This is a genomic window from Rhodococcus ruber NBRC 15591, from assembly GCF_001894945.1.
Lineage (GTDB): Bacteria > Actinomycetota > Actinomycetes > Mycobacteriales > Mycobacteriaceae > Rhodococcus > Rhodococcus ruber.
Genome location: NZ_BCXE01000022.1, coordinates 167,601 through 191,690 on the forward strand (window position 1 = coordinate 167,601; position 24,090 = coordinate 191,690).

The 24,090-nt window shown below is 70.5% G+C and carries 24 protein-coding genes and 2 tRNA genes; 14 read left to right on the forward strand and 12 right to left on the reverse strand.

The annotated features are described in order from the left end of the window. Positions 1 to 48 precede the first annotated feature (48 nt). From RR3_RS15420 to pknB, 6 genes are read left to right on the forward strand one after another with little or no spacing between them, the layout of a single operon-like run. Positions 49 to 513 carry an FHA domain-containing protein FhaB/FipA gene (locus RR3_RS15420; RefSeq protein WP_010595478.1) on the forward strand — a complete coding sequence of 155 codons (465 nt, stop codon included), beginning with the start codon at positions 49 to 51 and terminating at the stop codon, positions 511 to 513. After that, positions 510 to 1,943, forward strand: coding sequence for a PP2C family protein-serine/threonine phosphatase (locus RR3_RS15425; RefSeq protein ID WP_026137849.1), 1,434 nt, complete (start codon positions 510 to 512; stop codon positions 1,941 to 1,943). Before RR3_RS15420 ends, RR3_RS15425 begins: the two co-directional genes overlap by 4 nt. Continuing rightward, positions 1,943 to 3,394: an FtsW/RodA/SpoVE family cell cycle protein gene (locus tag RR3_RS15430; protein WP_064066397.1), complete on the forward strand. Its 1,452-nt coding sequence runs from the start codon at positions 1,943 to 1,945 to the stop codon at positions 3,392 to 3,394. Before RR3_RS15425 ends, RR3_RS15430 begins: the two co-directional genes overlap by 1 nt. Continuing rightward, the gene (locus RR3_RS15435; protein ID WP_010595475.1) at positions 3,391 to 4,875 is read left to right on the forward strand and encodes a peptidoglycan D,D-transpeptidase FtsI family protein; all 1,485 of its coding nucleotides are present in this window, start codon (positions 3,391 to 3,393) and stop codon (positions 4,873 to 4,875) included. The genes RR3_RS15430 and RR3_RS15435 overlap by 4 nt, the downstream gene beginning before the upstream one ends. Positions 4,876 to 4,877: 2 nt before the next feature. Then, positions 4,878 to 6,398, forward strand: coding sequence for a serine/threonine-protein kinase (locus tag RR3_RS15440; protein ID WP_051059595.1), 1,521 nt, complete (start codon positions 4,878 to 4,880; stop codon positions 6,396 to 6,398). After that, on the forward strand, positions 6,395 to 8,308 hold the full coding sequence (pknB, locus tag RR3_RS15445) for a Stk1 family PASTA domain-containing Ser/Thr kinase (RefSeq protein WP_010595472.1): 1,914 nt from the start codon (positions 6,395 to 6,397) through the stop codon (positions 8,306 to 8,308). Before RR3_RS15440 ends, pknB begins: the two co-directional genes overlap by 4 nt. Positions 8,309 to 8,336: 28 nt before the next feature. On the opposite strand, the gene RR3_RS15450 is transcribed toward pknB, so the two are convergent. Together RR3_RS15450 and RR3_RS15455 are read right to left on the reverse strand one after the other, a co-directional pair. Then, entirely contained in the window at positions 8,337 to 8,993 is a 657-nt protein-coding gene (locus RR3_RS15450) for an aminodeoxychorismate/anthranilate synthase component II (protein WP_017681097.1), read from the reverse strand. Positions 8,994 to 9,013: 20 nt separating this feature from the next. Then, the gene (locus RR3_RS15455; protein ID WP_010595470.1) at positions 9,014 to 9,739 is read right to left on the reverse strand and encodes a DUF881 domain-containing protein; all 726 of its coding nucleotides are present in this window, start codon (positions 9,737 to 9,739) and stop codon (positions 9,014 to 9,016) included. Between the two features lie 129 nt (positions 9,740 to 9,868). Between RR3_RS15455 and crgA the strand changes: the two genes are divergently transcribed. Together crgA and RR3_RS15465 are read left to right on the forward strand one after the other, a co-directional pair. After that, the gene (gene crgA / locus RR3_RS15460; protein WP_003936616.1) at positions 9,869 to 10,132 is read left to right on the forward strand and encodes a cell division protein CrgA; all 264 of its coding nucleotides are present in this window, start codon (positions 9,869 to 9,871) and stop codon (positions 10,130 to 10,132) included. 66 nt (positions 10,133 to 10,198) lie between these two features. Further along, positions 10,199 to 10,651 (forward strand): PH domain-containing protein, encoded by a 453-nt coding sequence (locus RR3_RS15465; RefSeq protein WP_010595469.1) that lies wholly within the window; start codon positions 10,199 to 10,201, stop codon positions 10,649 to 10,651. On the opposite strand, the gene RR3_RS15470 is transcribed toward RR3_RS15465, so the two are convergent. Then, positions 10,636 to 11,562, reverse strand: coding sequence for a rhomboid family intramembrane serine protease (locus RR3_RS15470; RefSeq protein ID WP_026138121.1), 927 nt, complete (start codon positions 11,560 to 11,562; stop codon positions 10,636 to 10,638). The two genes, RR3_RS15465 and RR3_RS15470, sit on opposite strands and share 16 nt — an antisense overlap. Positions 11,563 to 11,574: 12 nt before the next feature. Next, positions 11,575 to 12,102, reverse strand: coding sequence for a peptidylprolyl isomerase (locus tag RR3_RS15475; RefSeq protein ID WP_017682271.1), 528 nt, complete (start codon positions 12,100 to 12,102; stop codon positions 11,575 to 11,577). A gap of 89 nt (positions 12,103 to 12,191) precedes the next feature. On the opposite strand from RR3_RS15475, the gene RR3_RS15480 reads away from it, so the two are divergent. After that, positions 12,192 to 13,064 carry an alginate biosynthesis protein AlgP gene (locus tag RR3_RS15480; protein ID WP_234420141.1) on the forward strand — a complete coding sequence of 291 codons (873 nt, stop codon included), beginning with the start codon at positions 12,192 to 12,194 and terminating at the stop codon, positions 13,062 to 13,064. A gap of 12 nt (positions 13,065 to 13,076) precedes the next feature. Here the strand turns inward: RR3_RS15480 and RR3_RS24940 are convergent, their stop codons facing one another. Then, positions 13,077 to 13,244, reverse strand: a complete 168-nt coding sequence (locus RR3_RS24940; RefSeq protein ID WP_017682272.1) for a hypothetical protein — start codon at positions 13,242 to 13,244, stop codon at positions 13,077 to 13,079. 237 nt (positions 13,245 to 13,481) lie between these two features. Here RR3_RS24940 and RR3_RS15485 point away from each other — a divergent pair, with 237 nt between their 5' ends. Next, the gene (locus RR3_RS15485) at positions 13,482 to 15,425 is read left to right on the forward strand and encodes an acyl-CoA dehydrogenase family protein (RefSeq protein ID WP_040273126.1); all 1,944 of its coding nucleotides are present in this window, start codon (positions 13,482 to 13,484) and stop codon (positions 15,423 to 15,425) included. Between the two features lie 92 nt (positions 15,426 to 15,517). On the opposite strand, the gene RR3_RS15490 is transcribed toward RR3_RS15485, so the two are convergent. Further along, positions 15,518 to 16,810 carry a lipase family protein gene (locus RR3_RS15490; RefSeq protein WP_017682274.1) on the reverse strand — a complete coding sequence of 431 codons (1,293 nt, stop codon included), beginning with the start codon at positions 16,808 to 16,810 and terminating at the stop codon, positions 15,518 to 15,520. Positions 16,811 to 16,990: 180 nt separating this feature from the next. Here RR3_RS15490 and RR3_RS15495 point away from each other — a divergent pair, with 180 nt between their 5' ends. Then, positions 16,991 to 17,671, forward strand: a complete 681-nt coding sequence (locus RR3_RS15495) for a hypothetical protein (RefSeq protein WP_010595463.1) — start codon at positions 16,991 to 16,993, stop codon at positions 17,669 to 17,671. A 205-nt stretch (positions 17,672 to 17,876) separates the two neighbouring features. After that, positions 17,877 to 19,058, forward strand: a complete 1,182-nt coding sequence (locus RR3_RS15500) for a DUF7159 family protein (RefSeq protein WP_064066398.1) — start codon at positions 17,877 to 17,879, stop codon at positions 19,056 to 19,058. 9 nt (positions 19,059 to 19,067) lie between these two features. Here RR3_RS15500 and RR3_RS15505 read toward each other — a convergent pair whose 3' ends face one another. The 4 genes from RR3_RS15505 to RR3_RS15520 all read right to left on the reverse strand — a co-directional run bounded on the left by RR3_RS15505 (position 19,068) and on the right by RR3_RS15520 (position 22,441). Further along, positions 19,068 to 20,027: a R2-like ligand-binding oxidase gene (locus tag RR3_RS15505; protein WP_010595461.1), complete on the reverse strand. Its 960-nt coding sequence runs from the start codon at positions 20,025 to 20,027 to the stop codon at positions 19,068 to 19,070. A gap of 147 nt (positions 20,028 to 20,174) precedes the next feature. Continuing rightward, on the reverse strand, positions 20,175 to 21,359 hold the full coding sequence (locus tag RR3_RS15510; RefSeq protein WP_064066399.1) for a Dyp-type peroxidase: 1,185 nt from the start codon (positions 21,357 to 21,359) through the stop codon (positions 20,175 to 20,177). Beyond that, positions 21,352 to 21,861 (reverse strand): copper chaperone PCu(A)C, encoded by a 510-nt coding sequence (locus RR3_RS15515; protein WP_010595459.1) that lies wholly within the window; start codon positions 21,859 to 21,861, stop codon positions 21,352 to 21,354. Before RR3_RS15515 ends, RR3_RS15510 begins: the two co-directional genes overlap by 8 nt. A gap of 79 nt (positions 21,862 to 21,940) precedes the next feature. Next, complete coding sequence (locus RR3_RS15520) at positions 21,941 to 22,441, reverse strand: hypothetical protein (RefSeq protein ID WP_010595458.1); 501 nt, start codon at positions 22,439 to 22,441, stop codon at positions 21,941 to 21,943. A 191-nt stretch (positions 22,442 to 22,632) separates the two neighbouring features. On the opposite strand from RR3_RS15520, the gene RR3_RS15525 reads away from it, so the two are divergent. Together RR3_RS15525 and RR3_RS15530 are read left to right on the forward strand one after the other, a co-directional pair. Continuing rightward, on the forward strand, positions 22,633 to 23,244 hold the full coding sequence (locus RR3_RS15525) for a type 1 glutamine amidotransferase family protein (RefSeq protein WP_064066400.1): 612 nt from the start codon (positions 22,633 to 22,635) through the stop codon (positions 23,242 to 23,244). Beyond that, entirely contained in the window at positions 23,241 to 23,693 is a 453-nt protein-coding gene (locus tag RR3_RS15530) for a MarR family winged helix-turn-helix transcriptional regulator (RefSeq protein ID WP_010595456.1), read from the forward strand. Before RR3_RS15525 ends, RR3_RS15530 begins: the two co-directional genes overlap by 4 nt. Positions 23,694 to 23,751: 58 nt before the next feature. Here RR3_RS15530 and RR3_RS15535 read toward each other — a convergent pair. Continuing rightward, a tRNA-Ala gene (locus RR3_RS15535) sits at positions 23,752 to 23,824 on the reverse strand. A 138-nt stretch (positions 23,825 to 23,962) separates the two neighbouring features. After that, positions 23,963 to 24,036: transfer RNA gene (locus RR3_RS15540), tRNA-Ile, on the reverse strand. Positions 24,037 to 24,090: the final 54 nt, after the last annotated feature.

A 24,090-nucleotide genomic window follows, 5' to 3' on the forward strand; every position in this document is an offset into this window, starting at 1 on the left:
GCACCGGACGACACCGCACCGGGCCGATACGCAGAAGGAGGGCGAGCCGTGCAGGGGCTGATTCTGCAGCTGACCCGGGCGGGGTTCCTGCTCCTGCTGTGGTTGTTCATCTGGGCGATCCTGCGCACGCTGCGGTCGGACATCTACGCCGGTGCCGCACGTCCGGTCCCGCGCTACTCGCCGCGCAACCAGTCGGTGCTGCCGTCGCTGGGCCGGGGCAAGTCGGCGAAGTACCTGGTGGTGACCCAGGGCGCGCTCGCAGGCACCCGCATCACGCTCGGTTCCCAACCGGTCCTGATCGGCCGGGCCGACGACTCGACCCTCGTCCTCACCGACGACTACGCCTCCACCCGGCACGCCCGCCTGTCGCCCCGCGGGTCGGACTGGTACGTCGAGGATCTGGGCTCGACCAACGGCACGTATCTGGACCGCGCCAAGGTCACCACCGCCGTCCGCGTACCCCTGGGCACTCCTGTCCGGGTCGGGAAGACCGTGATCGAGCTCCGCCCGTGACCCTTGTACTGCGATACGCCGCCCGGAGCGACCGTGGCCTGGTTCGTTCCAACAACGAAGATTCCGTGTACGCGGGGGCCCGCCTGCTCGCCCTCGCCGACGGCATGGGCGGTCACGCCGCCGGAGAAGTCGCCTCGCAGCTGATGATCGCGGCGCTCGCCCACCTCGACGACGACGAACCCGGCGGGGACCTGCTCGGCAAGCTCGCCGCCGCCGTGCGCGAGGGCAACGCCGCCATCGCGGATCAGGTCGAGGAGGAACCCGAACTCGACGGCATGGGCACCACGCTCACCGCCATCCTCTTCGCCGGCAGCAAACTCGGCCTCGCCCACATCGGCGATTCGCGCGCCTACCTGCTGCGCGACGGCCAGCTGACCCAGATCACCCGCGACGACACCTTCGTGCAGTCCCTCGTCGACGAGGGGCGCATCACGCCCGAGCAGGCGCACAGCCACCCACAGCGCTCGCTCATCATGCGTGCCCTCACCGGCAGCGAGGTCGAACCGACCCTCACCGTGCGCGAGGCACGCGCCGGCGACCGCTACCTCATCTGCTCCGACGGCCTGTCCGACGTCGTCAGCGACGAGACCATCGCCGACACCATGAGCGAAGGCACGCACGACGAGTGCGCCGATCGGCTCATCGAACTCGCCCTGCGCAGCGGCGGCCCCGACAACGTCACCGTCGTCGTCGCCGACGTCATCGATCTCGACTACGGCCAGAGCCATCCGATCGTCGCCGGCGCCGCGTCGGGGGACGACGAGGACACCCCGCCGCCGAACACCGCCGCGGGCCGCGCCGCCGCGATGCGTCCGCCGCGCGCCACGCCCAAGCGTGTCGTCGCGCAGAAGGATCCCGAGCCCGCGCGCAGACGCAGCCGGATGTGGTGGCCGCTCGTCTCGATCGTGGTGCTCGGGCTGCTCGTCGCGGGTGCGGCCGTGGGCCGGACGATGATCCGCAGCTACTACTACGTCGGCGACGACGACGGCCGCGTCACGGTGCTGCGCGGCGTGCCCGGCAGCGTCCTCGGCTACTCCCTGCAGGAACAGTCCCTCGTCGGCTGTCTCGCGGACGACGGAACCTTGACCCTGACCTCCCCGCAGGAGGCGGACTGCCGCGTCATGCTGGTCGACGATCTGCAGCCGGCGGCCCGCGAACAGGTGCGGGCGGGCCTGCCGTCGGGGTCTCTCGACGACGCGCGCACGCAGATGAACCGGCTCGCGGAGAACGACCTGCTCCCGGTGTGCGTCGAGGAACAGCCGGCTCCCGAGCCCGCACCGGCGCCGGCGCCCCCACCGGCTCCCGCGCCGGCCCCGACGGCCGCTCCCGCGTCGGAACCCGCACCCCCCGCCGAGACAACCGCCCCGGCCCCGGCGCCCGAGCCGACGGTCCCGCAGGTGCCGGGCCAGAACTGCCGGGTGGGCGCCTGATGTCGGTGTCCCACGCACCCGGAGCCTCCTTCCCCAGTCCCCCCGGAGGCTTCGCCCCGGCTCCCGCCGTGTCCACGCGGCGGAACACGGAGCTGCTGCTCATCGTCGCCGCCATCACGATCACCACGGTGTCGCTGATGCTGGTCGAAGCCAGCCAGGAACAGACCCTGACCATGGACCTGGCCAAGTACGGGCTGACGTACGCGGTGCTGTTCCTCGCCGCGCACCTGGCGGTGCGCCGGTTCGCGCCCTACGCCGACCCGCTGCTGCTGCCGATCGTCGCGCTGCTCAACGGCCTGGGACTGGTCCTGATCCACCGACTCGACCTCGCCGACGAGGAGAACGCGCGCTACCTCGGTCAGCCGATCCCCTCCCCCGACGCCAACCAGCAGGTGCTGTGGACGGCGCTCGCCATCGCCGGCTTCGTCGCGGTGCTGGCGCTGCTGCACGACTACCGGCTCCTCGCCCGGTTCAGCTACACCCTGGGCCTGATCGGTCTCGTCGCGCTCGCCGTCCCGGCCCTGCTGCCGTCCCGCTTCTCCGAGGTCAACGGCGCCAAGATCTGGATCAAGCTGCCCGGATTCAGCATCCAGCCCGGCGAGTTCGCCAAGATCCTGCTCATCATCTTCTTCGCGTCCGTGCTGGTGGCCAAGCGCGACCTGTTCACCACCGCCGGCAAACACGTGCTCGGCATGGACTTCCCCCGCGCCCGCGACCTGGGCCCGATCCTCGCGGCGTGGATCCTCTCGATCGGCGTCATGGTGTTCGAGAAGGACCTCGGCACGTCGCTGCTGCTGTTCGGCACGGTGCTGGTGATGCTGTACATCGCGACCGAACGGGTGGGCTGGCTGCTCGTCGGGGGCGCCCTGCTCGTCGTCGGCTTCTACTTCGCGTACCAGATGTTCGGGCACGTGCGGGTGCGCGTGGAGACCTGGCTCGACCCGCTGGCCGACTACAACAACACCGGCTACCAGATCTCGCAGTCGTTGTTCGGTCTCGCCACCGGGGGCGTCGCCGGCACCGGGCTCGGCAGCGGACGTCCCGCGCAGGTGCCGTTCGCCAAGACCGACTTCATCGTCGCCACGATCGGTGAGGAACTCGGGCTCATCGGCCTCAGCGCCATTCTCGTCCTCTTCCTGATCCTCATCACGCGGGGATTGCGCACCGCGCTCGCCGTCCGCGACAGCTTCGGCAAGCTGCTGGCCGCCGGACTGTCGTTCACCATCGCGATCCAGTTGTTCGTCGTCGTCGGCGGCGTCACCAAGCTGATCCCGCTCACCGGTCTCACCACACCGTTCATGTCCTACGGCGGCTCGTCGCTGCTGGCGAACTACCTCCTGCTGGCGCTGCTGGTGAAGATCTCCAACGCGGCCCGCGAGCCCGCCGCCCCACGCAAGAAGGCACCGCCACCGATCGCGGACGCGCCGACGGAAATGCTGGGGCGCGGATGAACACACCGCTCCGCAAAGTCGCGATGGCGGTGATGTTCATGGTCGTCGCGCTGCTTGCCAACGCCACCTACGTCCAGGTCATCAAAGCCGACGACCTGCGCACCGACCCGCGCAACTCGCGGGTGCTCATCGACGAGTACTCGCGTCAGCGCGGCCAGATCTCCGCGAGCGGACAGGTCCTGGCGGTGTCGGTCCCCACCGACAGCCGCTACAAGTACCTGCGCACGTACCCGGCCGCCCCCGAGCAGCCGATGAGTCCGCTCGCCTACGCACCGGTGACCGGGTTCTACTCGATGCAGTACGGCAGCACCGGGCTCGAGCGCACCGAGGACGAGGTGCTCAACGGGTCCGACAACCGGCTGTTCGGCCGGCGCTTCTTCGATCTGGTTTCCGGCCGGGATCCTCGCGGCGGCAACGTGGTCACCACCATCGACCCTGTCATGCAGCAGGTGGCGTACGACGAACTCACCGCCAAGGGCTACACCGGCTCGGTCGTCGCCATCGAGCCCAGCACCGGTCGCATCCTGGCGATGGTGAGCACCCCGAGCTACGACCCCAACCGGCTCTCCGGCCACGACGGCGCCGCCACCTCGCAGGCGTGGGAGGAACTCAACGCCGACCCCGACAAACCGATGCTCAATCGCGCCATCTCGCAGACCTACCCGCCGGGCTCGACCTTCAAGGTCGTGGTGACCGCCGCGGCCCTCGCTGCGGGCACCACCCCCGACGACCAGTTCACCGCCGCGCCCAACATCACGCTGCCCGACACCGCGACCACCCTGGAGAACTACGGCGGCGCGACGTGCGGTGGCGGCCCCACGGCCTCCCTGCGCGAAGCCTTCGCCCGCTCCTGCAACACCGCCTTCGTCGAGATGGGCATCGAGACCGGCAAGGAGGCCCTCGCCGAGCAGGCGGAGGCGCTCGGTGTCGGAGAGTCCGTGGAGATCCCCGTCCCCGTCGCGGCGAGCACGATCGGGCCGATCCCCGACGGCGCCGCGCTGGGCCAGTCCAGCATCGGCCAGCGTGACGTCGCACTCACCCCGCTGCAGAACGCCGTGATCGCCGCCACCATCGCCAACGGCGGCGTCCGGATGCAGCCGCACCTGGTGTCCCAGCTGCAGTCGCCGGACCTGTCGGTGCTGGCGGAGACCTCACCGGTCTCGGCCGGGCAGGCCATGTCGCCGCAGGTCGCGGCCACCCTGACCGACCTGATGATCGGATCCGAGAACTTCTCCGGCGGCGAGGGCAAGATTCCGGGGGTCCAGATCGCGTCGAAGACCGGCACCGCCGAGCACGGCGACGATCCCCGTAACACTCCCCCGCACACGTGGTATATCGCCTTTGCGCCTGCCCAGCAGCCCACTGTTGCCGTGGCGGTCATCGTGGAGGACGGCGGCGATCGCGCTCTCGCCGCCACGGGAGGCTCGGTTGCCGCGCCGATCGGACGTGCCGTGATCGCGGCGGGAATGCAGAGAGGCTGATTATGGCTTTGCACAGCGGCGCCATGATCGCCGACCGTTACCGGCTGCAACGGCTCATCGCCACCGGTGGCATGGGACAGGTGTGGGAAGGGCTCGACACCCGCCTCGACCGCCGGGTGGCGGTGAAGGTCCTCAAGGCCGAACTCTCCGGCGACGCGGACTTCCTGACCCGATTCCGGTTCGAGGCGCGCACCACCGCCCAGCTCAACCACCCCGGCATCGCGGGCGTGTTCGACTACGGCGAGACCACCGACGCCGAGGGACAGTCCATTGCGTACCTGGTGATGGAACTGGTGCACGGCGAACCCCTCAATGCCGTGCTCGCCCGGGTGGGCCGCCTGTCGCTGCCGCACACCCTGGACATGCTCGAACAGACCGGCCGGGCGCTGCAGGCGGCGCACGACGCCGGAGTCGTGCACCGCGACGTCAAGCCCGGGAACATCCTCATCACCCCCACCGGCCAGGTCAAGATCACCGACTTCGGCATCGCCAAGGCCGTCGACGCGTCACCGGTGACGCGCACCGGGATGGTCATGGGCACCGCCCAGTACATCGCCCCCGAGCAGGCCCTCGGCCAGGAGGCGACGTCGGCAAGCGACGTGTATTCGCTCGGCGTCGTCGGATACGAGGCCCTCGCCGGCCGGCGGCCGTTCCTCGGCGACAGCGTCGTCACCGTCGCGATGAAGCACGTGCAGGAGACCCCCGCTCCGCTGCCCACCGACCTGCCGGCGGGGGTGCGTGAGCTCATCGAGATCGCCATGACGAAGGACCCCGCGCACCGGTACACGAGCGGCGGCGAGTTCGCCGACGCCGTCGCCGCGGTGCGCTCCGGGCGATCGGTGCCGCCGCCGGGCAACGTGCCGCCGGTCACCGGTGCCACGCGGATCCTGCCGCCGGGGGTGCCGGGCACGACGTCCCCGGCTGCGACCCGCGCGCTCGGTCCGACCCCGCCGCCGCCGTCGCGGCCGTACTACGCCCCGGCGTTCGCGAACGGCGGGGACCAGCCACCCACCGGCCCCGCCCCGTCCGGCGACAAACGCTCACCGAGCCCGAAGGCCATCGCCTGGGCGGCCGGGGCGGCCGTGGCGCTCGCACTCGTTGCGCTGGCGCTGGTGCTGCTGGGCGGCGACAATTCCGGGGACGCGGGCCCCGCACGGTCCACGACCACGCAGGCACCGACGACCACCACCCGTGCCACGACAACGACCACGCGGCCGCCGCGGACCACCACCACGACGGTGGAGCCGACGACGACGGCGCCCCCGACCACGACGCAGGCACCCACGACCACCCCCGAGCCGACGACGACCACCCCGCCGCCGACGACGACGGAGGCGCCGACCACCACCACGGCGCCCACCACCACCACGGCCGCCACCACGACGACAGCCGCCACCACGACGACGGCCGAGACGACCACGACCACCGTCTCCCTGCCGGACGGCGGTGACGGCGGTCTCGAACCCGGAGCCATCGACAACCCGTTCACCCCGCTCGAGCCAGTCACCCGAGGACAGTCATGACCACACCCCGCAAGCTCTCTTCCCGCTACGAATTGGGTGAGATCCTCGGCTTCGGTGGCATGTCGGAGGTACACCTGGCCCGGGATCTGCGGCTCGACCGCGACGTGGCGATCAAGGTGCTGCGCGCCGATCTCGCCCGCGACCCCACGTTCTATCTCCGGTTCCGCCGCGAAGCCCAGAACGCCGCGGCGTTGAACCATCCGGCGATCGTCGCCGTGTACGACACCGGTGAGGCGGAGACCGAGTCCGGCCCGCTGCCGTACATCGTCATGGAGTTCGTCGAGGGCGACACGCTGCGCGACATCGTGCGCTCCCAGGGGCCGATGACCCCGAAGCGGGCCATGGAGGTCGTGGCGGACGTGTGCGCCGCCCTCGACTTCAGCCACCGCAACATGATCGTCCACCGCGACGTCAAACCCGCCAACGTCATGATCACCCGTTCCGGCGCGGTGAAGGTGATGGACTTCGGCATCGCCCGGGCCATCTCCGACGCCGCGAGCCCGATGACGCAGACCGCCGCGGTGATCGGCACCGCCCAGTACCTGTCGCCGGAACAGGCCCGCGGCGAGCAGGTGGACGCCCGTTCCGACGTGTACTCGGTCGGCTGCGTCCTGTTCGAGATCCTCACCGGCAAGCCGCCGTTCCAGGGTGATTCCCCCGTGGCCGTCGCGTACCAGCACGTCCGCGAGGACCCGCCGCTGCCGTCGTCGGTGAACTCCGCCGTCCCGCCGGAGCTGGACTCGGTGATCCTCAAGGCGATGGCGAAGAACCCCGCCAACCGGTACCAGAGTGCCGCCGAGATGCGCAGCGACCTGATCCGCGTGCTGAGCGGCCAGAAGCCCAGCGCACCGATGGTGATGACCGACGAGGACCGCACCACCATCCTCGGGGCCGTCGACGGTGCCGGGACACCCCGCAACGGCGCGGACCGCGGTCCCGCCGGAGCCGCTGCCGGCGGGACCGTGGCGACGCCTCAGCGCTCCCGGGTCCTGCGCAACACCCTGCTGGGCCTGGCGGCGGTCGTGATCGTCGGCATCGTCGGGGTGTTCCTGTGGACGTCGGGCCCGGGATCGAGCGCCGCGCAGATCCCCGTCCCCGACGTGCGCAACCTTGCCGCGGAGATCGCGGAGAGCAGGCTGCAGGATGCCGGGTTCGAGGTCTCGGTGCAGATGAAACCCGACGCCGTGGTCGCCTCCGGGAACGTCGTCAACACCCGGCCGGTCGCCGGAGTCCAGGCCGAGGAGGGCAGCACCGTCACCCTCGAGGTCTCGAGCGGCCCCGAACAGGTGCAGATCCCGCGGCTGGCGGGCATGAACCAGCAGGAGGCGCTGCAGGCCCTGACCGACGCCGGACTGCGCCTCGATCCGAACGTGGCCCGCGCACCGTCGTCGTCGGCCGAACGCGACACCGTCGTCGACCAGAGCCCCGCTCCGGGAGCCGACGCCGACCGCGACAGCGCGGTGCGGGTGACGCTCGGCAGCGGACCCGAGCAGATCCGCGTGCCCAACGTCGTGGGTCAGGCCACCGAGGTGGCGCGCGACAACATCGAGGCCGCCGGTTTCACCGTCGTGGTCGACGAGATCGACTCGAGCCAGCCGGCCGGGACGGTGGTGTCGAGCAGCCCGGCGGGCGGCACCAGCGCGACGGAGGGCGACACGGTCACCATCCAGGTGTCCAACGGCAACCGCATCGAGATGCCCGCGTTGACGAACAGGACGGTGTCCGAGGCACTGGCGGAACTGCGGGCGGCCGGCTGGACGGGCTCGCCGGCCCAGCTCGTGCAGAACCGCGAGGCCACCCTCGACCCGGAGCTGGTGGGTAAGGTCATCGCCCAGCAGCAGCCGCCGGGGTCGGAGATCTCCAAGTCGGAGACCCTCACCGTGGGTGTGGGCGTGCTGGGTATCCGCTGAGCTGCGGCTCGGGTGCCGTGCGGACGGCTCAGGCGACGCCCCCGGCGAGCGCCTGAGCCACTTCCGCCTCGAGACGGGCGACCAGCTGTTCGTCCGGCGCCTCGCCGCACACGCCGAGCCAGTTCGCGAGCATCCGGTGGCCGCCCTGCGTGAGGACCGATTCCGGGTGGAACTGGACGCCGTGGATGGGCAGCTCGCGATGCCGGAGGGCCATGACGATGCCGCTCTCGGTGAATCCGGTGGGGACGAGCTCGTCCGGCAGCGTGTTGGGCAGCACCGTGAGCGAGTGGTAGCGCGTCGCGGTGAACGGATCCGGCAGGCCGGCCAGCACACCGGTGCCGTCGTGCCAGACCGAGCTGGTCTTGCCGTGCAGCAGCTCGGGGGCCCGGTCCACGGTCGCACCGAAGGCGGTACCGATCGCCTGATGGCCGAGGCAGACCCCGAGCAGCGGCGTGCCCGCGTCGGCGCAGGCCCGCACGAGGTCCATGCTCGCACCGGCGCGCTGCGGCGTGCCCGGCCCGGGGCTCAGGAGGATGCCGTCGAACTCGGCCGCGATCCGGTCCGCGGCACCGGTGAGTCGCTCGTCGTCGTTGCGCCAGACTTCGGCCCGCGTCCCGAGCTGCCCCAGGTACTGCACGAGATTGAAGACGAAGCTGTCGTAGTTGTCGACGACGAGGATGCGCATGCGGAAAGGGTACCGACCCGTCAACGCAGCGTTGCTCCGCCCGTGTAGGCCGGTACCGACAACGACTCCGACGACTGCTGCGTGTAGCCCAGCCCGTAGCGCGCCGCGTACTGCTTGTACACGCGGATGCCCGGCTCGGCCGCCAGGGCGGCCTCGAGTCGCGCCGGGTCGCCCAGCGCGGTGATCACGTACGGCGGAGAGTAGGTACGGCCGTGCAGCAACAGGGTGTTGCCGATGCAGCGCGGTGCCGACGTCGCCACGAGCCGCTGATCCTGCATCGCGATCGCCTCGGCCCCGCCGGCCCACATCGCGTTGAGCACGCTCTGCACGTCCTGCTGGTGCACCACGAGATCGTCGGGCGACGCATCCGTCGGATACCTGCCGTCGGCGCCGCGCGGCGCATCGGTGAGGCTCACGGTGACCCCGGGGCCACGCCGTGCGGTCAGGCCGGCCGGATCCTCGAGAGCGACGGTGTCGGCGAGCACCGCGGCGACGTCGTCGTCGGTGGCCGCGGCCTGCGCCTGCAACTCGGTGACGCGTCCCGCGAGGTCGTCGCGGGTGGCGGCGAGCTCGTCCGACTTGGCCTGCGCTGCCCGCACGAGGTCGGACAGCCGCGCGGAGTCGCTCACGCGCAGTTCCTCGCCGTCGGAGACCCCGCGGGTGGTGCCGAGCAGCAAACCGGCGAGCAGGCACACGGCCAGCGCGGCGGCAGTCCACCCGAGCGCGCGGGCCCGGCCGTCCGACACGTGGACCCTCCGTTCCGGATTCTGCGTTAGCGTGTACTCACACTGGTAGTACACGCACTGGTAGTACACGCCAGGTAGCTGCCCAACCTACCTGTCCGCCCCGCGCGGTACCGCACGAACGAGGACGTCATGCCCAAGTCGAAGGTCCGGAAGAAGACCGACTACACGATCAACCCGGTGAGCCGCACCCCCGTGAAGGTGAAGGCGGGACCGTCGAGCACCTGGTACGTCGCGGTGATGCTCGGCTTCATGCTGATCGGCCTGGCCTGGCTGGTGGTCTACTACCTCGCGGCCGAGCAGATCTCGTGGATGAACGACCTCGGCGCGTACAACTTCCTCATCGGTTTCGGGTTCATGATCGTCGGCCTGATCATGACCATGAGGTGGCGGTGAGGTTACAGGAGTGTAGTTCATCCCCACCTGTGGACAAACCTGTGGACGAACTGGGGAAAGCTCCCCGTGTCCGGTGAACAACCCCTGCGCTGGTCCACGCCCCCGCTCGCGATCGTCGCGCTGGCGGTGGGCGGCGTCGTGCTCGCGGTGGCCGCGGCGACGACTCCCGATCCTGCCGGCCGCACCCTCGTCGGGCTCGCGGCCGCGGTCGCACTCGTCGTCGCGGCACTCGCGGCCCGGCAGCGCCCGCGGCTCGAGGTGCTTCCCGAAGGCGCCGGACTGGCCGTCACCCGCCTGACGGGACGACGCGAGCTGCCCCGCGCAGCCCTGACGCGGGTACGGATCGTCGCGTATCCGCGGCTCGGCCGGCGGGTCCCCATGCTGGAGATCGACGTGCGCGACACCCAGGGCGACGAGCAACTGCTCATCTTCGGGCGCTGGGACCTGGGTACCGATCCCCGCACGGTGTACGACGCACTCGCGGTGCGGGGACTGGCGCCGGATCAGACGCCGAGCTGAGCCCGCAGGCGCAGGACGGCCAGGGCGAGGACCAGCACGGTGACCACCGTGACGCCCCCCAGCGCGAGCCATCCCGTCCGGACGAAGCGGGCGCGGTCGTCGCCCGCGCCCAGTGCGCGCGGGGCGAACAACAGTGCCGCCGTCGCCGCCGCACCCGCGGCCAGGCCGCCGAGGTGTCCCCACAGGGAGATGCCGGGGATGGTGATGCTGATGACGACGTTGAGGACGACGATCGCCAGCACCGGCGCGGGGCTGCGCCGCAGCCGCATCAGGATCACCGCCTGCGCTCCCAGCAGGCCGAACACGGCGCCGGAGGCGCCGGCAGTGACGGCGCCGGTCTCGAGCAGCATCACTGCCGCGGATCCGCCGAGGATCGACACGAGGTAGACGGCCAGGTACCGGAGCCGGCCGAGGACGAGTTCGGTGTCCCGTCCGATCACGTACAGCGCGAACATGTTGACCGCGAGGTGCAGCACCCCGAAGTGCAGGAATCCGCTGCCCAGCACCCGGATGTACTCGTCGCGAGCGGCGATCATCGGCGGCCACAGCGCCCACTCGAAGAACAGGCTCGACGAGCGCTCGTTGTTCATCACGCTGCCGGACTGGGCCGCGGTGATCGCGAAGATTGCGGTGTTCAGCGCGATCAGGATGTACGTCACGAGCGGGGTGTTCGCCTGCGACCGGACGGGCGCGCCCGCGACGGTGCGGGCCTGCGGGACATCACGTCGAGCGGCCGCGACGCAATCGACGCACTGCTGACCCACCGCGGCGGACCGCAGGCAGTCGGGGCAGGCCGGTCGTCCGCATCGGCTGCACGAGAGCAGGGTCGGGCGATCGGGATGCCGGACGCACCGCGGCTGGGGCGGGTGGCCGCCCCCGCCGGCCGCGTGGCCCCAGCCGGGGTTCGTCATGTTCGGTCTCTCTCAGGAAATGGTGATGCTGTCGATGACGACCGGCTCGACCGGACGGTCCGCACGGTCCGTCGCCGTCGTGGCGATCGCGTCGACGACCTTCCTCGACGCGTCGTCGGTGACCTCACCGAAGATCGTGTGGCGCCGGTTCAGGTGCGGGGTCGGTCCGACGGTGATGAAGAACTGCGAACCGTTGGTGCCCGGTCCGGCGTTGGCCATCGCGAGCAGGTAGCCGCGGTCGAACTGCAGCTCGGGGTGGAACTCGTCGCCGAACTGGTAACCCGGGCCGCCGCGGCCGGTGCCGGTCGGGTCGCCGCCCTGGATCATGAAGCCGTCGATGACGCGGTGGAAGACCGCACCGTCGTAGAACGGGCCGCTGGTCTCGCCCTTGGCGTTCTCGGTCTTGTACTCCTTGGTGCCGTTCGCGAGGCCGACGAAGTTCTCGACGGTCTTCGGGGCATGGTTGCCGAAGAGCTCGATCACGATGTCGCCGCGGTTGGTGTGCAGAGTCGCGGTTGCAGTCTTTTGAGGTGAAGTCACTCCTCCATCGTGCCATCCGGGTCCGCGACACCGGAGCGGTCCGTCTCTCATACCCCAGGAGTGAGGTTTCGCTGTGCAAAAGTGGGTACATGACGAGTGTGAGCGAGTCCAGAACCAAGAGCGGGTCCGGCACCGGAAGCGAACTCGTGTGCCCCCCGAAGGAATCCAAGGGGGCCGGCGGCTACCTGAAGCTGGCAGGTCAAGGCGCGACGGCCCTGGCGCGGGGGCCGCTTGTCACCGGACTGTTCGTCGCCCGGAAGGGTCTCGACGTCGCCCGGAACATGGCTGGAAACCGGGAGTGCCGCCGCGCACAGGCCGCAGCGACGATCGAGTCCGGTTCCCGGGGCCGGGGCCGCAGGCTCCTGGTGACGGTCGGTGCGCTCGGCGTCGTCGCCGCGTGTGGAGTGGTGTTCTACCGCAGCCGGCTCGGGGATCACCCGCCCGTCGCTCCGGAGCCGCCGCGGATCGAGTCGGTTCCGCCCGTGTCGGTCGCAGCGCCCGAGGCCGTCGCCCCGAAGACCGAAGCGCCGAAGACCGAAGCACCGAAGACCGAAGCCGCCACACCGAAGCCGGCGGCCGCACCGAAGACGACGCCCCAGCCGGCCGCGACGCCCGAAGCCGCCGCCCCGAAGACCGAAGCACCGAAGACCGAAGCCGCCACACCGAAGCCGGCGGACGCAGCGAAGACGAAGCCCGAGCCGGCCGCGACGCCCGAGGCGGTGGCTCCGAAGCCCACGCCGGCACCGAAGCCCACGCCGGCGGCCGGCACGGCGCCGAAGAGCACAGACGCGGCACCGAAGGGCACGGCCGATGCGGCCCCGACCGGAAAGCATGCGGCCAAGGAGGAACCGGCTCGCAAGCCGACCCCCGAGCCGAAGAACGCGGCTGCCGGTGGCAAGGGCACCTCTGCGAAGCCGCAGCCGCCGAGTGGTCCTGCCGGGGGACCGAAGAAGCAGGACTGAGGTCCGCCGGGATCACGGGACGGAATCGGATCCGGGGCAGGTCGCGTCGCGCGCGGCCTGCCCTTCTTCGAGCAGTTGTCGTTCGGTGACGCGTAGTTCCAGATCGACGATCCGGCCGGCGACAACGTAGATCAGGATTGTCAGCAGTAGTACGACAGGTACGGACGCAAGGAATTCCATGTCGGCCTCCAGCGGTGGTCCGCGTAGGCGGGAAGGTGGAGGTGCTCGGGTGCGTCGTCGGTGACCACTCCAGCGTACGGACCCGCACGGGGTGCCTGTCGGGACGGCCACCGCGCCGCTCCGTGATCTGTCGCACACCCTCGGGTTACTCGCCGGTACCGATCCGGCGAATATCGTGATGCACGTCACAAAACGGGTGGATACTCGCCGGTAGCAGTCCTATCGGGGAGGCATCACATGGCACAGCAGATACACGCCAGCGAGGAACAGTCGCGCGCTCTCGCAGAGGAGTCCCGCGAGACCAGCTGGCACAAGCCGTCGTTCGCAAAGGAGTTGTTTCTCGGGCGTCTGACCCTCGACCTCATCCATCCGTTCCCGCGGCCCACCCCCGACGAGGAGGCCCGGACCGAAGGGTTCCTGGCAGAGCTTCGCCGCTTCTGCGAGGGTGTGGACGGCAGCCGCATCGAGCGCGAGGCCCGGATTCCTGACGAATACGTCGCCGGATTGGCCGAGCTCGGCTGCTTCGGCATGAAGATCTCCCAGGAGTACGGCGGCCTGGGACTGTCGCAGGTGGCCTACAACCGCGCGCTGATGCTCGTGGCCAGCGCCCACCCGAGCCTCGGCGTCCTGTTGTCGGCGCATCAGTCCATCGGAGTGCCCGAACCCTTGAAGCTGGCCGGGACACCCGAACAGAAGCGCGCTTTCCTCCCGCGGTGTGCGCGGGGGGCGATTTCGGCCTTCCTGCTGACCGAGCCCGACGTGGGTTCCGATCCCGCCCGTCTCGCCTCGACGGCGGTGCCGGTGGAGAACGGCGACGCGTACGAACTCGACGGCGTGAAGCTGTGGACCACCAACGGAGTGGTCGCCGAACTGCTGGTGGTGATGGCGCGGGTGCCGCGCAGCGAGGGCCACCGCGGCGGCATCTCGGCGTTCGTCGTCGAGGCGAACACCCCGGGCATCACCGTCGAACGCCGCAACTCGTTCCTGGGCCTGAAGGGGATCGAGAACGGCCTCACCCGGCTGTACAAGGTGCGGGTGCCGAAGGAGAATCTCATCGGCCGCGAGGGTGACGGCCTGAAGATCGCCCTGACCACCCTCAACGCCGGCCGGCTCGCGATCCCGTCGATGTGCGCCGGTGCCGGCAAGTGGGCGCTCAAGATCGCCCGGGAATGGTCCGGCGCCCGTGTCCAGTGGGGTCGCCCGGTGGGTCGGCACGATGCGATTGCCGGCAAGATCGGATACATCGCGGCCACCACGTTCGCCCTCGAAGCCGTGGTGGAACTGACCGGCCAGATGTGCGACGAGGACCGCAACGACATCCGCATCGAGGCGGCTCTGGCCAAGCTGTGGTCGAGCGAGGTGGCCTGCGAGATCGCCGACGAGTTGATGCAGATCCGAGGGGGACGCGGCTACGAGACGGCGGCGTCGCTCGCGGCCCGGGGGGAGCGGATGGTGCCCGCCGAGCAGCTCCTGCGGGACCTGCGGATCAACCGGATCTTCGAGGGCTCGAGCGAGATCATGCGGCTCTTCGTCGCCCGCGAAGCCGTGGATGCCCACCTGCGGGTGGCGGGTGAGCTGGCCGATCCGAAAGCCACTCTGGACACGAAGGCCCGGGCCGCCGCCAAGGCGAGCGGCTTCTACGCCAAGTGGCTGCCCCAGTTGGTGGCGGGCAAGGGCCAGCTGCCCACCTCCTACGGCGAATTCGGTCCCGTGGCACACCATCTGCGCTACGTGGAGCGGTGTTCACGCAAGCTCGCTCGGTCCACGTTCTACGGCATGGCCCGGTGGCAGGGTGGTCTGGAGAAGCGGCAGAATTTCCTGGGGCGGCTCGTCGACATCGGCGCGGAACTGTTCGCCATGTCGGCAAGTTGCGTACGGGCGCAGATGTACCACACCGACGGTCACCCCGAGACGGATGCGGCCTACGAACTCGCCGACGTCTTCTGCCTCCAGGCGAAGCTCCGCGTGGACTCGCTGTTCGCCGCGTTGTGGACGCACACCGACGATGCCGACCGGCAGCTCACGGCCGACGTCCTCGACGGCCGCTACACCTGGCTGGAAAAGGGCGTGATCGATCCCAGCGAGGGCACGGGCCCGTGGATCGCCGAATGGTCGCCCGGGCCGTCGGTGGAGCAGAACCTCGCCCGCAGATTCCTCGGCGCCGACCATCCGGTGGTGTGAACGGGCCGCCGGCCGCGCGCGCCCTGGTCAGCCGCGACAGCAATCGCTGTCGCGGCTGACCGTCCTGTCCGCGGATCCCACGCGGCCGTCGGTCAGAAGGCGCCGCAGTTGGACGGTGCGGGCCGCCCGGCGAACCGGTCGTTCAGGTAGGCGACCGCTTCGGGCATGCCCGCGACCAGCGGCAGCGCGTGATTGACGGCCAGGCCCGGCAGGATCGGCGGGGTGGTGTTCGTGGAGAACTGGACGGTGGCGCCGAGGGCGCACCAGTCCGTCGCGAGCCGGTGACCCTGGCCGTAGGGCACGATGTCGTCCATCGTTCCGTGCTGCACGAGTACCGGCACCGACGGCTGCAGGCGTCCGATCCGCTGCGCGGCGATGGCTTCCTTCGCCTCCGGCAACCGGTCGACGACCACGCTCAGCGGCTCGCCCGTGCGGGTGTAGTCGTTCGTGCGCTGGAAGCCGTAGCGGAAGATCGTCTCCGGGGCGCACTGGTTCGCCACCGACTGCAGCATCTCGCGTCCCCGGTCGTTGATCTCGGCGTCGATGAGATCCCGGAGCTCGGGGTAGGCCTCGCCCAGGCCGTTGATCGTGTAGCCGATCACGCCGGTCAGTGCCGTTCCGTCGACCTGGTTCAGCGTGGCCTCGAGGTCCGCGGGCGGCGCACCGGCGTAGACGCCCACCAGGTTCAACTCGGGTGCGTAGGTCGGCTGCAGTTCGGCGGCCGCCGACACGGCACCCCCGCCCTGGGAGTACCCCCACAGGCCGACCGGCCCGTCGGGGGTGACGGACGCGGCGGGCAGGCTCTGGGCCGCCCGGACCGCATCGAGCACCGCGTGCGCCTCCGCGAGGCGGTTGACGTAGGTGTGGTGGCCCGGCGTCCCGAGACCGTCGTAATCGGTGACGACGACGGCGATGCCCTGCAGCAGCATGGTGTTGATCGACAGCAGTTCGTACTCGGTGAACAGGTCGAGCGGCGGGGTGTAGGACACGAGCGAGTTCAGCTGCTTGGACGGCGCACACTGGTCGCCTTGGCCCTGGGTGCCCGGCGCGATCGCGACGAGCGGCCGCGGACCGGGACCGTTCCAGGGCAGCGACGGCTCGAGGTAGGTGCCGCCGACGGCGTTGGGGTCGCCGTTCGCATCGAGGCTGCGGTAGAGCAGCCGGGTGCCCTGTGCCGGGAACACGCCCTGCGGCGTCGGGACGCGGACGGCGAGGTCGGACGGTCCGCTGCGGAGTACGGCGCCGGAGGCGCCGGCCAGGTCGAGCGGAGGATCGTAGAAGTTCGCGTCCGCGCCCGCCGTCGCCGGCGCCGCGAGCATCGTTCCCGTCAGCGCCGCGGCCGTCGCCGCGGCGCCGACCCATCGTCGGGCGCGCCCCATCCCCATCCCCATCCCCACGGTCCCTTCACAGGTCGATGTCCGTGTGTCGGACGACACAAGCGGTACGCACTGTAACAGCTAACTTACCGGCGCGTAAGTGCGCATTTCGCATCTTGTGACCCGCACACGAGGTCGCGATCCGTCGTTTGTGCCCCCGCATCGCCGCTGGTCGGAGACAATCCGGGCATGACCGCGGAGCGCAGCGAACCGCACCTGCACCGGCTGACCACCCCGCACGCCGCCGCCGCCGTCGGGATCGTGTTCGCGGTCCTGTTCACGACGAGCATCGTCCTGATCCGTCAGGCGATCCCGGCGGACCCCTTCGGCACGACCGAGTGGCTGGACGCCGGCCGCTCACGGCTCACCGTCGCACTGATGCTGTCCCAGTTCGCCTGCATCGCGTTCCTGTGGTTCATCGGTGCGCTCCGGCACCGGCTGGGCGACCTCGAGGACCAGTTCTTCTCGACGGTCTTCGTCGGCAGCGGCCTGTTGTTCCTGGCGCTCATCCTCGTCACGATGGCCAGTGCCGGCGGTCTGCTCCTGGCGGACCAGGCGGCGGCCGTCCCTGCCCAGGAGTCGGCCGCCTTCGCGCACGCGCTGATCCTGCAGATCAGCAACGTCTACTCGATCCGGATGGCCGCGGTCTTCATGATCTCGCTGGCCACCATCTGGATGCGCACCGGGCTGATGCCCCGATGGCTGGTCGCCCCCACCTACCTACTCGCTCTCGTCCTGCTGTTCGCGGTGACCGAGGCGCTGTGGCTCACCCTGGTCTTCCCGGCCTGGGTGGCCGTGATCAGCCTGTTCCTGCTGACCCACGCCCGGCAGGCGTTCCCGCCCCGGCGGACGATCCGGCCGAGAACCTGACAGGTGCCACCCCCGCCGGATGCGAGAGCATCCGTCCGCAACTGCCGCAGCCTCGAGACCCTGGGTGCGCACGGGCGGTGCTGATCTCACGCGCGAATCCTAGTGGTCCCTGCAAGATCCCGCGCGATGCTACGGCGCGGCTTCCCCGGCCGTGGCCGAGTCGGTAGCAAGATGTACGCCGATCGTTGTCTACAGGAGGTTTGACATGGCTGTGGGAGTCGGTCTCCGGATCGGGAGCGTGGTGTCCACCGCGGTCCTCGCTTCCAACGACCCCGGCAGTCCCGATCCTGTCGTCATAGCCCGGGACACCGTCCTGCACATCGACTCCGACGGCACCACCGTCCTCGGCGGCGCCCCGCATCCGGCCGGCGAGGCCCGCTACCTGTCGGGATTCCTCGGCCGGGTCGGCGATCCCGCCGGCGTCACCGCCAGCGACGGACGCATCTACCGGGCCGAGGACTCGATGGCCACGGCAATCGCCTGCCTGCTGCACGAATGCCCCCCGCTGCCACCGGACAGCGGACCCGACGGCGACCTGCCGAGCGTCACCGCCACCTACCCGTCACGGTGGGACCAGTCCACCGTGGCCGCACTGCGGGCCGCGCTCGACTATGCGGACCTGCGGCACATCGCCCTCGTGTCGGACGCCGAGGCGGCCGCGACGTGGTACGCCTCGGAGATCTCGGAGACTCCGGGACAGCTCGTCGGCATCTTCCACGTCGACGACGGCGGCTCGACCGTCAACCTCGTGCGTTCCGGCGTCTCGGCCGGCAAGGCGTTCCGGTTCGCCGCCAAGAGCGCCCCGTCCCCCGCGGCCCAGCTGGCCACCGCCCTCGGCGCCTTCGGCTGGCTTTCGCACAATCTGGACGCCGTCGTGGTGATGGGCGACGGGTTCGTCGCGCGCGACCGCTCGCACGTGCAGTCCATCGCGGACAGCCTCGCCGCGAAACTCGGGGTACGCACCCTCGTCGGACCCGGTCCCGAGCAGACCGCCGCCCTCGGGGCCGCCATCCTCGCGGCCGGCTTCACACCCGCACGCGTGGTCAAGGCGCGGATCGGACTGCCCCCGTCGTACGACGTCACCGATGTTCTCACCGGTGGCATTCCGCGCATCCGTGAACTCGAGGCGGCCGAGCGTGCCCGGGCCGAAGCGGCGGCCGAACGGGACAGGGCAGCGGGCGCACCCGCGAGCCCCGCACCCGTTCCCGCGACGACCGGCGCCGACCACCGATCCGGCGACGCGCGGCCCGAGGACGGCGACGCCGACGACACCGCCGGCGCGACGCTCACCTCCACCGCGACGCCGCCGAGCCGCAACTACTCGGCGATCGGAGCCGTGGTCGCGGTGATCCTGTTGCTGGCCTTCGCGGCCGTCGCGCTGCTCTGACCGCCCGGTTCAGTTCTCCGCGAGGCTGGTCAGCACCGCGGCATCCTCCGCACCGAACTTGTCCTCGAGGACCTCGGGGCTGTAGTCGAGATCGATCTCCTCGACGGGCCGGCCCCGGGCGGATTCGATGGCCCCGAGCCGTCGCTGGGCGCGGTCGGCGGCGTAGGAGACGAACTCGTCGGGATCGAGACCGAAGGGCTGTTCTTCGAACTGGTCGTTGACCCACTGGATCATGCCGAGCGCGAGCGGCAGCAACTCCCCCATGCGCTGCTGCACGACATCCCAGTTCGAGTCGTCGGCGGCGACGTGGCGGCGGCACGTGAAGGTTCCCCATGCCATGTGCCGGCGTTCGTCGTCGCCGATCCGGCGCACGAGTTCCTGCATCCCGGGCAGGATCCCGCGTTTCGTGCACACCTTCTGCCAGGCGTAGTACCCGGTGAGGGCGAGGCTGCCCTCGATGACGTGGTTGTAGGTGACGCTGGCGCGGACCTGGCTGGCGGGGCTCGGATCGGTCTCGAGGACACGCAACGAGTGGGGCAGTTCCTCGTAGAACAGCTGCCGGTAGTAGGGGTTGTCCGCGACGTAGGGGTGCAGGTCCGCGGTCAGGCCCACCGCGTCCATCCACAGCCGGAAGACCTGGGTGTGCTTGGCCTCCTCGAAGCAGAACTGGGTCAGGTACATCTCGTCGCCGAGACGGCCCTCGGCGGCCATCGCCCGCAGGAACGGCTGGATGTCCTGGGTGACGGCTTCCTCACCGGCCACGAACTGTGCGACGAGATAGGTGGCGCTGCGGTGCTGCTCGCTGTTGAGCTCGTTCCAGTCGGCGGCGTCGCGGCTGAAGTCCAGATCGAGCGGATCCCAGAACTTCGCGTTGCCCTTCGCGAACAGCCGCAGCGGGAAGGCGTCCCAGTGCAGTCCCCCCGCGCGCAGGGTTCCGAAGCCCTGACGTTCCGGCAGTGCTGTAGTCATGAGCGTGCCGCCTTTCCTCGACCCGGATGGACGCGTGTCCTGACGGTAGCGCCATTTCGGCCGGGTGTGACGGGAACCATACAAACTGTAGGTACGGCGGTGCCCCGGCCGGGATTCCACGCGGATCCCGGCCGGGAGCAGGCTCCGTCAGCCCTCGAACAGGGTGTCACCCGGGTATCCCCCGGGACCGAATCCGGGTGGGACGGCGAACACCGCCGACCCGACCGGGGTGATCCACGGGTTCAGCGCGTCGTGCTCGGCGAGCCGCTGTTGCACCGGGACGAACTGCGCGTCCACGTCGGCCTGGTACGCCGCGAACAACAGTCCGGCGCCGTCCGGGTCGTCGTAGTTGTAGCCGCGTCGCAGGAACTGCTCGTTCGCGTTCCGGGGCCGCGCCCGGGCGACGTGCGATTCCGGAGGGATCACCGGAATGCCGTGGACGTCGGTGGCGGCGAAGTCCGGATCGTCGTGCTCCCGGCTGCCGGTCAGCGGCGCCCCGGCGGCCAGGTCCCGGCCCACCGCGAGCTCCCGGGCGGGCCGGTCGAGCTCGTCCCACGTGTCGAGTTCCATGCGGATTCGCCGCAACACCAGGGACGTGCCCCCGGCCAGCCAGGCCGGGGCGCCGGGATTCCACACCTGCCGGTCGAAGTCCGTGCTTCCCGCGGCCGGGTTGACGGTGCCGTCGACCTGACCCATCAGGTTGCGCATCGTGGTCCCGGTGGGCTTGGTGCCCACCGCGTTGCGGAATCCGCGCTGGATCCAGCGCACCGTGGCCAGCGATCGCACGCTCTTGGCGAGCGTGCGAGTCGCATGCGAGACGGTGACCGGGTCGTCGGCACATACCTGCAGCAGGAGGTCACCGCCCGACCAGCGCTCCTCGAGGCGATCGATCGAGAACGCCGGCAGCGGCCGCAGCCACTCCGGCCGCTGCGCCTCGAGACCGGCCACGTCGAACACGGCAGGGCCGAATCCGACCGTCACGGTCAGCCGCGCGGGATCGAGGGCGAGTTCGGGCTCGGTGTCGCCGAGGGCGGGACTGCCCCCGGCCAGCCGGCGACCGTCCTCGGCCCACACCTTCATGATCCCGACCAGCGCGCGACGGTCGAGTCCCGGACGCAGATCCAGCGCGACGAAGGCGGCGAAGGCCTGCGGGTCGGTGTCGATGCCGGCCTGGTGCACGCCGTGGAAGGCGACCGTGCGCCCACCGGTGGGCTCGGGCTCCCGCGTGGCGGCGTACCCGAGACCCGTCCCGACTCCGGCCGCGCCGATGCCGGCGGCGCCCAGGACGGCGGCGCCGCCACCGAGGAGACGCCGCCGGCTCAGCTCAGCCACCGTGGTTCGCCCCCGCGCCGGCGCTCGGCTGGTAGTTCTCCTGCGCGCCGGAGAAGTCGCGGACCTGTGCGGTGAACTCGGTCGTCGAACCGTCCTCGAAGGTCAGCTCGAAGGTCACTTCGGTACCGGGCAGGACCGGCTCGACGAGGTCCATCAGCATCAGATGGTCGTTGCCGGGGGCGAGCGAATGGGTGCTGTGCGCGGGAATGACCAGTCCGTCCGCCTTCTCGCGCATCACCATGGCGCCGCCGTCGCCGGCCGCCATCTCGTGGATCTCGGTCCGTGCCGAACTGGGGCTGGCAGCGGAGACGATGTGGATGTCGGTGTCGCCGGTGTTCTCGAGTTCGGCGAATGCACCGGTCATGCCGGATTCGGCGGCCTTCGCCCACGCCGAGGAGACGGTGAGCGAGTCCGCGGACGCGGCGGCGGGCTCGTCGGACGAGCATCCGGCGGCGAGCAGGGTCGCGGCCGCGGCGGCAGCGAGGAACAGGGTCTTCTTCATGGGGATTCTCCGTTATCGGTCCGAGGGCGCACGGGTGCGCGCGGTCACCGCGGGGCGCGGTGACCGAGAGGGGTCGGGTTCAGACCGTGACGGGAGGGCCGCGAGTGCCGAGACCGGCGGCGACGAGCAGTCCCCGGCGGAGCCGGGGACGGTGGACGACGGGCGTCCACGCGGGGACGGCGACGGGCGCCGGCGCGAACGACATGGGGACCGCGCGAGCGAGGGCGGCCAGCCCGACCCGGCAACCGTGTTCGGCACCACGGACGAGTAGCGCCGCGACGACGATTGCCCCGGCGTGCGCGGCGAGCATGCCCGGACCGGGGACGTGGACGTGCCCCGCATCGAGGGAGAGGGCGCCGTGACCGACCACCTGACCGGCGGCGAGCACGCCGACGATCGGCACGCGAGTGCCCGCGGCGAGCAGGCCCACCGTCATGGCGGCCGCCAAGAGCAGGACCGCCGGCGCCTGCCCCGGGACGGAACCGCCGGCGAGGGCATGGGCGGCGATGCTCACCGCACCCGACATGCCGCCGACGAAGGCACCGCGCACGCGCGCGACGACTTCGTTCTCGGCAGACATGCAGCCAGGATACGCGCCCTTTACTACGGGGAGTAGTAACAACGCTCACAAGGGGGCGCCCGCCAGGGAGTCCGACCCGACCCGCGGAGAGCCCGGCGGTGCACGCAGTGCGTGGCTCGTCGTTTCACGTGAAACCAGCCGGCGCACAGTCGCCTATTGACAATAGGCTGTCATATTGACAGCATATTGTCATGATTGAGACCGTGCATGTGGCCGTGTACAACACCTTCGCCGATTGGGAGGTCGGCCACGCGATCGCCCATATCAACAAGCCTCTCTGGCACAAACACCCCGGCCGGTACACCGTCGCCACGGTCGGCACCACGCTCGAACCCGTCACCACCATGGGCGGAATCCGCATCCTTCCCGACACCACCCTGGACGAGGTGCGGCCCGACAACAGCGCGATGCTCGTCCTGGCGGGCAACGACATCTGGAACACCGAGCAGTTCACCCCCTTCGCCGACCGGGCGCGTGAGTTCCTCGAGGCCGGGGTTCCGGTGGCCGCGATCTGCGGGGCCACGGGCGGGCTCGCCCTCGCCGGCCTGCTCGACGACCGCGCGCACACGAGCAACGCCGCCGAGTTCCTGGCCGGGCTGGGGTACGCCGGCGGCGACCTCTATCGCGACGAACCGGCCGTCACCGATCGGAATCTGATCACCGCGAGCGCCACCGCCCCCGTCGAGTTCGCCCGCGCGATCCTCGAACGCCTGGAGGTGTTCGAACCGCACGTCCTCGAATCCTGGTTCAAGCTCTACGGCCGACGCGACCCCGCCGGCTTCTACGAACTCATGGCCGGATGAGCGAGCGCCCGGAACAGGAACTGCTCAGCGGCCTCGCCCTGACGTCGTTCCGGCTCAACGGTCAGTTCCTCGAGGTGGCCGAGACGCTGGCACGTCCGTCCGGTCTCACGGCGGCGTGGTGGCAGGTCCTCGGTGCCGTGCTGCACGATCCCCTGCCGGTCGCCGGCATCGCCCGGGCGATGGGGATCACCCGCCAGAGCGTGCAGCGGATCGCCGACCTGCTGGTCGAGCGCGGCCTCGCCGAGTACCTGCCCAACCCCGCCCATCGGCGCGCCAAGCTCGTCACGCCGACCCCCGCGGGCCGTGCGGCGGTGACCGGGATCGATCCGGCGCACGCCGCCTTCGCCCGGCGCCTGGCCGATGCCGTGGGCGAGGAAGGTCTGGCCGCCACGCTCACCGCGATGCGGCAGCTCTCGGCGGTCCTCGACGAACTCACCGAGCAGGTGTGAGCACAGACGACGGCAGGCCCGGACATCGGTGCTGTCCGGGCCTGCCGTCGAATCGTTGTGGAGCCTAGGAGATTCGAACTCCTGACATCTGCCTTGCAAAGGCAGCGCTCTACCAACTGAGCTAAGGCCCCGTCTGCCGCCTCAGCGGGCGGTGACCTCGTGCCATTCGTCCTCGCTCCGCAACATCCGGGCGAGTCCGACGGTCACCAGCACCACGGTTCCCACAAGGAGAAGAACCTTCATGCTCGCTGCCCTTTCGGCACGGGGAGTGGGCCTAGGAGGACTTGAACCTCCGACCTCTTCGTTATCAGCGAAGCGCTCTAACCGCCTGAGCTATAGGCCCTCGAACCGAGTTGGAACACTACCCCACCGAGCCGGGAAGTCCAAAATCGGCTCG